Origin of the sequence: Microbispora sp. CSR-4, from assembly GCF_008033685.1 — a bacterium.
Lineage (GTDB): Bacteria > Actinomycetota > Actinomycetes > Streptosporangiales > Streptosporangiaceae > Microbispora.
Map to the genome: position 1 here is coordinate 108,554 of NZ_VJVX01000020.1, position 10,545 is coordinate 119,098.

10 protein-coding genes are annotated in these 10,545 nt (G+C 69.9%); 6 read left to right on the forward strand and 4 right to left on the reverse strand.

Going from position 1 to position 10,545, the window contains the following annotated elements; genetic code table 11:
* The first annotated feature begins 77 nt into the window (after positions 1-77).
* Entirely contained in the window at positions 78-1,166 is a 1,089-nt protein-coding gene (locus tag FLV34_RS17090; RefSeq protein WP_147943548.1) for a helix-turn-helix domain-containing protein, read from the forward strand.
* Here the strand turns inward: FLV34_RS17090 and FLV34_RS17095 are convergent.
* Together FLV34_RS17095 and FLV34_RS17100 are read right to left on the reverse strand one after the other, a co-directional pair.
* Positions 1,145-1,828 (reverse strand): M15 family metallopeptidase, encoded by a 684-nt coding sequence (locus tag FLV34_RS17095; RefSeq protein WP_142650529.1) that lies wholly within the window; start codon positions 1,826-1,828, stop codon positions 1,145-1,147. The genes FLV34_RS17090 and FLV34_RS17095 overlap by 22 nt on opposite strands.
* Before the next feature lie 16 nt (positions 1,829-1,844).
* On the reverse strand, positions 1,845-3,020 hold the full coding sequence (locus FLV34_RS17100; RefSeq protein WP_147943549.1) for an ROK family transcriptional regulator: 1,176 nt from the start codon (positions 3,018-3,020) through the stop codon (positions 1,845-1,847).
* Positions 3,021-3,235: 215 nt separating this feature from the next.
* Between FLV34_RS17100 and FLV34_RS17105 the strand changes: the two genes are divergently transcribed.
* The 4 genes from FLV34_RS17105 (at position 3,236) to FLV34_RS17120 (ending at position 8,087) form a co-directional block, all read left to right on the forward strand.
* Positions 3,236-4,567, forward strand: a complete 1,332-nt coding sequence (locus FLV34_RS17105; RefSeq protein WP_142650527.1) for a sugar ABC transporter substrate-binding protein — start codon at positions 3,236-3,238, stop codon at positions 4,565-4,567.
* Between the two features lie 12 nt (positions 4,568-4,579).
* Positions 4,580-5,587 (forward strand): carbohydrate ABC transporter permease, encoded by a 1,008-nt coding sequence (locus FLV34_RS17110; RefSeq protein WP_240971908.1) that lies wholly within the window; start codon positions 4,580-4,582, stop codon positions 5,585-5,587.
* Positions 5,584-6,435 carry a carbohydrate ABC transporter permease gene (locus FLV34_RS17115; protein ID WP_142650525.1) on the forward strand — a complete coding sequence of 284 codons (852 nt, stop codon included), beginning with the start codon at positions 5,584-5,586 and terminating at the stop codon, positions 6,433-6,435. Before FLV34_RS17110 ends, FLV34_RS17115 begins: the two co-directional genes overlap by 4 nt.
* A 119-nt stretch (positions 6,436-6,554) precedes the next feature.
* On the forward strand, positions 6,555-8,087 hold the full coding sequence (locus FLV34_RS17120) for a glycoside hydrolase family 3 protein (RefSeq protein WP_147943550.1): 1,533 nt from the start codon (positions 6,555-6,557) through the stop codon (positions 8,085-8,087).
* A gap of 126 nt (positions 8,088-8,213) precedes the next feature.
* On the opposite strand, the gene FLV34_RS17125 is transcribed toward FLV34_RS17120, so the two are convergent.
* Positions 8,214-9,500: a chitobiase/beta-hexosaminidase C-terminal domain-containing protein gene (locus FLV34_RS17125; protein ID WP_147943551.1), complete on the reverse strand. Its 1,287-nt coding sequence runs from the start codon at positions 9,498-9,500 to the stop codon at positions 8,214-8,216.
* Positions 9,501-9,898: 398 nt separating this feature from the next.
* Entirely contained in the window at positions 9,899-10,039 is a 141-nt protein-coding gene (locus FLV34_RS40495) for a hypothetical protein (RefSeq protein ID WP_168066698.1), read from the reverse strand.
* Between the two features lie 251 nt (positions 10,040-10,290).
* On the opposite strand from FLV34_RS40495, the gene FLV34_RS17130 reads away from it, so the two are divergent.
* On the forward strand, positions 10,291-10,545 hold a 255-nt coding region (locus FLV34_RS17130; protein WP_222709535.1), incomplete at its 3' end, for a hypothetical protein.

A 10,545-nucleotide genomic window follows, 5' to 3' on the forward strand; every position in this document is an offset into this window, starting at 1 on the left:
GGTTGGCCGGGGCGCCGCGCGCGGAGGAGTGGCAGAACTGCCGCCATCCATCAAAATCCTGCCGTTATGGTGATCGCATGAGAGCCGTTCCCGGCATCGTGGCCCTCGCCGTCATTGCGGACATGCCGATGTTCGAGCTGTCCATCGCCTGTGAGATCTTCGGAACCGACCGCCGCGAGCTCACCGATCCCTGGTATGAACTGCGGCTGTGCGCCGCCCGGCCCGGGACGACGCGTACGCAGAACGGGTTCGCGCTGCACACGCCCTACGACTTCCACACTCTCACCACGGCCGACACCGTGGTGGTCCCCGCGATTTCGGCCGACGCCGTGCTCGCGGGCGACGTGGGCCGCATGGGCGGCACGGGCGGCACGCGCAACGCGGACGACACGGGCGGCGCGGCCGGCATCACCGAATCGGGACTGCCGGAAGCCCTACGTGAAGCGCACGCGAACGGCGCCCGGATCGTCTCACTCTGCACGGGCGCCTTCGTCCTGGCTGCGGCGGGGCTCCTCGACGGGCGGCGGGCCACCACACACTGGATGTACACCGGCATCCTCAGCGCGCGTCATCCCCGCGTCCGGGTCGATCCCGCCGTCCTCTACGTGGACGAGGGCGACGTGCTCACCAGCGCGGGACGCACCGCCGGGATCGACCTGTGCCTGCATCTCGTCCGGACCGACCTCGGCGCCGAGGTCGCCAACCAGGTCGCCCGGCGCATGGTCACGCCCGCGCATCGGCCCGGCGGGCAGGCGCAGTACATCGAGGCTCCGGTGCCGCGTTCCGGTGACGACGGGCTGGCCCCCGTCCTTCAGTGGGCGCTGGAGCGCCTGCATGAGCAGCTCACCGTCGCGCAGATGGCCGCGTGGGCATCGGTCAGCGCGCGCACGCTGGTGCGGCGGTTCCATGCGGCCACCGGCACGACCCCGCTGCGATGGCTGCACGCCCAGCGCCTCGCGCGGGCCCGGCACCTCCTGGAGACGACCGATCTGCCGATCGAGCGGATCAGCCGGATGTGCGGCATGGGCACGACCGGGAACCTGCGGCACCATTTCGTCAGGTCGGTCGGCGTGACCCCGGCCGACTACCGCCGGACGTTCCAGAGCGGGCGGGCGGTGTCCACGAGCGCGCCCGCCCGGATTCCCTACAGCTCGACGGGGCCGTAGATGGCGGCGGGGGCGCGGCGGGTCATGGCCCAGTAGCGGTCGCCGTACGACCAATGCCACCACTCGGTGGGGTAGTTGACCAGCCCGGCCGCCTCCAGGGCGGCGCCCAGGACGTCGCGATTGTGCCGCGCCTCGGCTCCCACGGGGGCGGCGGTGTAGCACGCGCCGCCGCTCTGCTCGGGGGTGGCGTTGACCGCCGTGCCCATGTCGAGCTCCACTCCGTCGTCGTCACAGAGCGTGAGGTCGACGGCCGCGCCCGCGGTGTGCGGAGCCACCTCGATCGGCGAGACGTACCGGCTCGCGGCGACGTGCAGCTCCGCCTCCGTCAGCCGGGGGTACGCCGCCCGCAGTTCGTCCTTGTACTCCTCGAAATACTTCGTCTGCAGCGACGGCGGGCGGTAGCCCTCGACCACCACCAGATGGCACCCGGCGGGCAGGAGGTCCTGGGCCTCCTCCAGACGGGCGAGCAGGCCCTCGCGCAGATGGGCGTAGGCCCCGGCGGGGTCGGCGAGCCGCTCGTCCACCCGCAGCCGCCCTCGCACGTCGCTCAGTTTCTCCCCGCATTCGTGCACCTCGATCGAGGTCACGCGGGGGTCGGAGATGAGCACCGGACCCTCGTCGAGGGCGGGCACGGCGGAGCGATCACGCGAGAAGTCGGACATGGGCATCAACCTACCGTCAGACGGTGTCCGAAAAGACCTCTTCACGTGCTCGGTCCAATGCCGCGACGATCGCACCCATGAGAACGGGATTGCCCTCCACTCCGGTCGCCACCACCGTGGGACGGCTCGGACACACCCGCGCCACCGCCTCCTCGACGCGCTCCGCGAGATGACCGCCGCCGGCCCTGCCCACGTCGCCGCCGAGCACGACGAGCCCCGGGTCGAGGACCACGGACACCGCCGCGACCCCGACCGCGAGCCGTCCCGCCAGGTCTTCGACGAAGTCGTCGTTGCCTGCGTCGATGGCCGTACGGACCAGGTCGGCGACCTCCGCGTCCCGCGTGTCCGGGGTGGTGAGGCCGTGCGCGCGGGCCAGGTTCCACAGCGCCTCTCCTCCGACGAGGCGCTGGAAGGAGCCGGTCTGCGGCGCGGTGACCGCGCTGGGCAGGGGTTCGCCCGGGACGGGCAGCCAGCCGATCTCGCCCGCGCCGCCCGTGATGCCCCGGTGCAGCCGGTTGCCGAGCATGACGCCGAGGCCCTGGCCGACGCCGGTCCAGAGGATCACGAAGTCGTCGGCGCCCCGCGCGGCGCCGTACGCCTGCTCCGCGAGCGCCGCGAGGTTGACGTCGTTCTCGATGATCACGCTTTCGCCGAGCAGCGTGCGCAGCCCGGCGAGGATGCCGACGTGCCAGGCGGGCAGGTCGACCGAGTAGCGCACGTCGCCGGTGAGCGGGTCGACCACGCCGCGCGTGCCGATGACGAAGCAGCGCAGCCGGGTGAGCCCGATCCCGGCCGTCCCGCAGGCCCGCTGGACGGCCTCGTGGACCAGGCCCACGGGGTCGCCGGCCTCGCTCGGGTCGACGGTCACCTGGGCGACGACCGTGCCGGTGATGTCGGCGACGGCGGCCGTGACGCTGTCGGGCAGCACCTCCAGCCCCGCGACGTACGCGCTGGAGGGGTTGACGCCGTAGAGGGCGGCGTTGGGGCCGCGCCCGCCGGGACGCTCCCCCGCGGCCGTTACCAGGCCGCGCGTCTCCAGACGGGCCAGGAGCTGGCCGGATGTGACCTTGGACAGCCCGGTAAGCTCTCCCAACTCGGCCCTGGTCAGCGGGCCTCTGGAGATGAGGAGTTCCAATGCCGCGCGGTCGTTGATCTGCCGGAGCAGGCGAGGCGTACCCGGTCGTTGAGGCACCGGCTGGTTCCCCTCTCGTCACGATCCGCTAACGCGGTCTTTTTTATAAGAAAGTTTCTTGTTAGTTTATCGCCAGCCAGCCCGGAGGCAACCGATCAGCCTCGGGACGCCAGAGCGCCGACCGAAAGGAGAGCGCCTTCCAGCAGGTGAGCGGCCCGCCGACACCCCCCACGAGGCGCACCCCCGACGCGAAGCCGGGAAGGGAGAGACCAATCGTGAAGATCGTGAAGCTCGCGGTCGCAACCACCGCGACCGCTGCCCTGGCCCTGGGACTCGCCGCTTGCGGAAGCGACGACTCCGGAAGCACGACCGCCCCGTCGGCCTCCGCCGCCGCGAGCGGTCCGAAGTTCGCCGGCCAGACTCTTACCGTGTGGCGACTCGGTGCCCCCACCGACGTCTTCACCAAGTACATGGACGACCTGAACGCCAAGTTCAAGGAGCAGACGGGCGCCGAGGCGAAGGTCCAGTGGATCCCCTGGCCCGACGCGCAGAAGAAGTGGACCACCGCGCTCGCCGGCGGCGAGGGCCCGGACGTCACCGAGTTCGGCAACGACCAGGTCGCCGCCTGGGTGGCGCAGGACGCGCTCACCGACATCACCGACGCCGTCAAGAACGACCCCGAGCTCCAGCAGATTCCGCAGAACCTGTGGAGCTACGAGACGATCGACGGCAAGATCTACGCCGTGCCGTGGGGCGGCGGCACCCGCGCCGTGCTCTACCGCAAGGACTGGTTCGAGAAGCTCGGCATCGAGGTCCCCAAGACCTGGGACGACCTGGTCGCCGCGGCCAAGACGATCGTGGACAAGCAGGGCAAGGACGTCGACGGCTTCGCCTTCAACGGCGGCTCCGACGCGAACATGTCGCTGTCGCCGTTCGTCTGGTCGGCCGGCGGTGACTTCGCGAAGTTCGAGGGCGGCAAGTGGGTGGGCCAGCTCACCCAGCCGGGCTTCAAGGAGGGCTTCCAGTTCTACACGGACCTGGTCGCCAAGGACGGCGTGTCCGGCAAGGGCCGCCTGACGCAGAACTCCGTCGACATCGCCCAGCGCTTCGCCGCCGGCAAGGTCGGCATGTACGTCACCGGCGGCTGGGACATCGCGGCCATCAAGGAGCAGAGCAAGGGCAAGGTCGACGAGTCGAAGATGGGCTTCTTCTCGCTGCCCGCCAAGGACGGCTCCGGTCCGGCCCCGGCCTTCCAGGGCGGCAACGACATCGCCGTCTGGAAGGACGCCAAGAACCCCGAGCTCGCCCTCGAGTACGTCAAGCTCGCCGCGGGCAAGGAGTTCGGCGTCCGGTACGCCAAGGAGGGCGGCCTGCTCCCGCTCTACCCCGACGCGCTGGAGGAGATGGGCAGCGACCCCGCCCAGAAGCCGTTCACGGACACCTTCAAGGTCGCCAAGGGCTTCCCGGCCAGCCCCAACTGGGCGGAGGCCAACGACACCAAGGCCGTGCTGCAGAACGCGGCGCGTGAGGTGATCGAGGGCAAGAAGAGCGTCGACCAGGCTCTGACGGACGCGAACACCGAGCTTGAGACGATTCTCAACCAGTAGATCATGACTCAGATGTCAACCCTCGCCCGGGGCGGAGCCGACACCTCCGCCCCGTCGCGGCGCAGTCGCAAGGGGGCGCGCGGGCCGGGGCTGTCCCCCAAGGCCGTCCCCTACGTCCTGCTTCTGCCCGGTCTTCTGGTCATCGCGGTGCTGCTGCTCTACCCGCTGTACCAGATGGTCGAGATGTCCTTCCACAAGGTCGGACTCCGGCAGATCAAGGCCGTCAACCCCGCGCCCGCCGACTTCGTCGGCTGGGACAACTACACGCAGATCCTCGACTCCGACCTGTTCTGGTCGTCGCTGCGCAACACGGTGGCCTTCGCCGTCGTCACCGTCGCGCTGACGCTCATCCTCGGCACCCTCGTCGGCCTGCTGCTCAACAAGCTCGGCCCGAAGATGTCGACCTTCGTGGTCGTCGGCATCATGGCCGCCTGGGCCACCCCGCCGACCGCGCAGGCGATCGTGTGGAAGTGGCTGTTCGACTCCGACTCGGGCATCGTCAACTGGACGCTGAACCTCCTGCCCGACTGGCTGTCGAACCTGGTGTTCGGCCACGCCGACTGGAGCGGATATCCGTGGTTCAACGACACGCTCACGCTCTACTTCGTGCTGATCGTGGCCGTGGTGTGGGCGTCGTTCCCGTTCATCGCGGTGTCGGTGCTCGCGGGGCTCAAGAGCATCCCCTCGGAGCTGTACGAGGCGGCGAAGATGGACGGCTCGGGCGCGGTCCACACGTTCCGGAGGATCACCCTTCCGCTGCTCAAGCCGGTGTTCTCGGTGCTGGTCGTGCTGTCGATCATCTGGGACTTCAAGGTCTTCACGCAGCTCTACCTGCTGGCCGGCGGCACGGTGAACCGTGACGCGTTCAACCTGTCGCTGTGGAGCTACGCCGAGGCGTTCAGCAGCCCGCCGAAGATGGGCCTGGGCGCCGCCATCGCGGTCGTGCTGACCGTGATCCTGCTGCTGATCACCTTCGTGTACGTGCGTCAGATCGTGAAGACGGAGGACGACATCCGATGAGCCCGCTCGCCCGCAGGAGGCTCGGACAGGCCGCGCTGAACGCGGCCGGGGTCGTGGTGTTCCTCTTCGCCGTCTTCCCCGTCTACTGGATGGTCACGACGGCCTTCAAGCCGAACGACCAGATCTTCACCACGAGCTTCATCCCGTTCCCCAGCCCGCCCTCGATGGACCACGTCTCGCGGGTCTTCACCAAGGGCGTCGCCGGCCACTCCATCTGGCAGTACCTCTTCAACAGCACTCTCGTGGCGCTCAGCGCCGTCGTGATCGGCGCGGTGTTCGCGCTGCTCGCGGCGACCGCGGTGGCGAGGTTCCGCTTCCGGTTCCGCACGTCGTTCCTGATCCTGCTGCTGATCGTGCAGATGGTGCCGGCCGAGGCGCTGCTGATCCCGCTGTTCACCATGGTCAAGCGGCTCGGCCTGTACGACCAGCTGCCCGGCCTGATCATCATCAACGTCGGCCTGACGCTGCCGTTCTCCGTCTGGATGCTGCGCACGTTCGTCGCGGCCGTGCCCAAGGAGCTGGAGGAGGCCGCCTGGATCGACGGCGCGGGCCGGTTCACCACGTTCTGGCGGGTGCTGTTCCCGCTCGTCGCGCCCGGTCTCGTCGCCACCAGCATCTTCGCGTTCATCACCACCTGGAACGAGTTCGTGTTCGCCCTGACCCTCATCGGCGACCAGGGCAAATACACGATGCCGGTCGCGCTGCAGTTCTTCGTCGGTCAGCGGTCGACCGACTGGGGCGGGATCATGGCCGCCTCCACCCTGATGACCATCCCGGTCCTCATCTTCTTCCTGCTGGTCCAGCGGCGGATGGTCTCCGGCCTCGTCGCGGGTGCGGTCAAGGGATAACCCGACCGCCACCGGCACACCCCTCGTACGGCCCCCCTGGTACGGCCACCGGATCCGGTGGCCGTACGGGCCCTGCACGCGCGCCCTCACTCCACCGTCACCTAAGGAGCCGAGACACCATGTCCGCCACCCGCGACCCCCTGCCGGGGGCCGCCGACCTGTCCACGCGCACCGGCGACCCGGGCCTGCACCGGCTCGCGGCGGGCGCACTGCTGATCTCGTTCCAGGGGACGACCGCGCCGGACTGGGTCCTGCGCGGCCTGGAGGACGGTCTGGGCGGCGTCTGCCTCTTCGGGTTCAACGTCGCGGACGGCGAGCAGATCGCGGCGCTCACCGCCCGTCTCAACGAGGCGGGCCGCCCGGTCGTCTCGCTGGACGAGGAGGGCGGGGACGTCACCCGCCTGGCCTACCACACCGGGAGCGTCTACCCGGGCAACGCGGCGCTCGGCGCCGTGGACGACGTGGCCCTGACCGAGCGGGTCTACCACGCGATGGCCGCCGACCTGGCGCGGTGCGGGGTGAACTTCGACATCGGCCCGGTGGCCGACGTCAACACCGCCGACGACAACCCGATCATCGGCACCCGGTCGTTCGGCTCCACGCCGGACCTGGTGGCCCGGCACACGGTCGCCGCCGTACGCGGCCTGCAGTCGGCGGGGATCGCCGCCTGCGTCAAGCACTTCCCCGGCCACGGCGCCACCCTTCAGGACTCCCACCTGGAGATTCCGCTGGTGGACGCGCCGCTCGACGTGCTCAGGGAGCGCGAGCTGGTCCCGTTCGTCGCGGCGATCGAGGCAGGAGCGAAGTCGATCATGACGGCGCACGTGGCGGTTCCCGAGCTGACCGGGGACCTGCCGGCCACGCTCAGCGCGCGGGCGCTGACCTGGCTGCTGCGCCGCGAGCTGGGCTACGACGGCGTCGTGCTCACCGACGCCCTCGACATGCACGCGATCAGCGGGAGCGTGGGGCTCGCGGAGGGCGCGGTGCGGGCCCTGGCCGCGGGCGCCGACCTGCTGTGCCTCGGGCCGCTGCCCACCGCGGAGGACGTACGCGGCATGGTGGACCACATCGTGGACGCCGTCGCCGAGGGCAGGCTCGCCGCCGAGCGGCTGGAGGAGGCCGCCGCCCGGGTGGAGCGGCTGCGCGACTGGTTCGACGGCACGCGGCCGTCCCCGAACGGGTCGTCGGTCAATGGGGAGGCCGCGAACGGCGAGGTCGTCGGCCTGGACGCCGCCCGGCGCGCCGTGTCGCTGACGGGCTCGGCGGGGCCGCTGACCGACCCGTTCGTGGTCGAGATCGACACGCCGCCGACGATCGCGGTGGGCGAGGTGCCCTGGGGCATCGCGCCGTGGCTGCCGGAGGCCGAGATCGTCCGGGTCAAGCCGTCGGAGGCCGACGCCGGAGAGCTGCTCGGCCGGGCCCGGAAGCGTTCGCTGATCGTGGTCGTCAAGGACGCCCACCGCCACCCCGACAGCCGCGAGCTGGTCTCCGCGCTGCTCGCCGCCCGCCCGGCCGCCGTCGTGATGGAGATGGGCCTGCCGATCTGGCGGCCCGGCGCCGGGGCCTACATCGCGACGTACGGCGCGGCCCGCGCCAACGCCCGGGCCGCGGTGGAGCTGCTGAGCGGTGACCCCTCGACGGCCGGGCTGTAGAGGGCGGGCTGTAGACAGCAGGGTGTAGAGGGCCGTTATGAGGCAGGAGCCGACCGGCCCATCGGCCGGTCGGCTCCTGTTCACTTGTTCACCGAGGCGGCGTCCCCGGTGCCGCATACCGTGACGTCAGCCGCAGCTGATCGCGTTGTATGCGGCCTCGTAGGACGTGGTGACCTGCTCGCCGTTGATGAGCGACGTACCGGTCACGGTGGCCTTGCCCGCGCCGATCTGCCCGGCACGGGTGTTGAAGGACTGGTAGGCCTGCTTGCCCGGGGCCACGTCGGCCACGGTCTTGGTGCCGTACGGGGTGGTCAGTGTGATCGTCGCCGGCACGTCGCCGTCGTTGACGGCCGTGACCGCCACGTACGCCGACGAGCCCACACAACGAGACGCGGCGGTAACGGTCAGCGGTGTCTCGGCGGGCGGCGTCGCGACCACCGTGAACGTCACCGACTGCACCTCGGAGGTGTTGCCGGCCTTGTCGGTCGCCCGGTAGCGCACCGTGTGCTCGCCGACCTGATCCACCGGCACCGGAGCCGAGTAGGCCTGGAACGCACCACCGTCCAAGGCGTACTCCACCGTCTCCACCCCCGACTCGCTGTCGGTCGCGGAGATGGTCACCGTGGCGGAATCCACGTAGTCGCCGTCGGCGTTCTTGTCGCCCGACACCGACGCCGACACCTCGGGCGGGGTGGTGTCCTCCGGCTGCGGGGCCACTACCGTGAACGTCACCGACTGCACCTCAGAGGTGTTGCCGGCCTTGTCGGTCGCCCGGTAGCGCACCGTGTGCTCGCCGACCTGATCCACCGGCACCGGAGCCGAGTAGGCCTGGAACGCACCACCGTCCAAGGCGTACTCCACCGTCTCCACCCCCGACTCGTCGTCGGTCGCGGAGATGGTCACCGCGGCGGAACCCACGTAGTCGCCGTCGGCGTTCTTGTCGCCCGACACCGACGCCGACACCTGCGGCGGCGTCGTGTCGGTGGGTTCGGCGCTGGTGACCACGAGCTCGCCGACCATTCCCGCGTGACCGGGGATCTCGCAGTAGTAGCGGTACGTTCCGGGGGTGAGGGTCACCTGAACCTCGTGCCTGCCCCCGCTCGTGTCGAAGGGGCTGGCCATGATGTTGACGTCGACGTCGTGGTTGTAGCCGGGGCTGTCGTCGTCGAACGTCAGCGTGTGCGTCATGCCGTAGGTGTTGCCGGTCGACGCGTTGGTCTCGAAGACGATCGTCACGAGGCCGGCCGTCGCCGTGGTCGGCGCGGACTTGTATTCGGTGTAGCTGTTGTCGGCGGTCCAGACGAGCGTCTGCTCCGCCGCCAGGCCGGCCCGCTGACCCTGGTCCTGTGCCGCGGCACCGACTCCCGACAGCCATACCGTCGGCAGTGCCACAGCCAGGATCACCAACGCCATGCGTCCGAACGTGGCCGGGGATCTGAGCGCCTTCCGCAGAGCACGGACGAAGCCCGATGAAGATCTGATGCGCATATACCGTGTACCTCTCATGATCTGATGCTCGGCCGTCGGACATCGCACTTCGGCCGACGTCACTCGGGGGGCGTGCCGGGCGGGAGAGCTCGCGTACACGGGCGTCGCGGAACTCGGCCAGGCGGTGTCGGCCTCGGAGCTGTGGTAGGTCAGGCGGCCATGACGGGCGGCGTCGCCACGCCCAGAGTCAGGGCGACGTCTCCCTTGTGATCACGACACGGCACCGGGCGGGTGGCCGGGGTGTGCGAAGAGGTCTCTTCGGCCCATCGTCCGCTCCTTCGGTTGTAGGGGGGGCAACAGCAACCTTCGGAAGAACTACCTGGTCAGCGGCAGTGGTCACCGGGCTCGACGATGTCGGACGTGGCACCGGCCCCGGCGATCTCCTCGTCTCTGCGCCGATCGATCGTTTCCGGAGACGGCAGCGGTGCCGTGACGTCCACATCCCTTCGGAGACCGGTGGTCACTCCTCCGACGCTTCGGCGGAAACGTAACATTCTGGCCGTATTTAGTCCACATCTATGACTAAGTAGACTCGTTCGTTACCATACTTCCTGAAGAAACCCGCTAAAGGATGGGTCTTATCGACAGAAGTCCCCCCACGTCTGTACAAAGTCCTCCGGATCGGCATGGCCGGCTCACCGCCGGCGTCACGGACCACCCCCCAGCTCGCCACACGTTGCCGCACGTGGGCGAGCGCCGTCACCGATTGGGAACCATGACCGAGAAGACCAGCGACGTGACGCGACGCCTGCTGTCGCGGCGCGCCTTCGCCACCACCGCGGCCGCAGCCGCCGCGATCACACCGTTCGCCGTGGCAAGTCAAGCCACCGCGGAACCCGCCGGCAAGACCACCCGTAAGACCGCAGGGGAGCCGGGCGAGGTCCGCCGCATCACCCTCTACGTGGACAAATTCCCCGATGGGCAGATGGGCTACGGCCTGGAACCCGGCAAGCCCACCATCCCCGGCCCC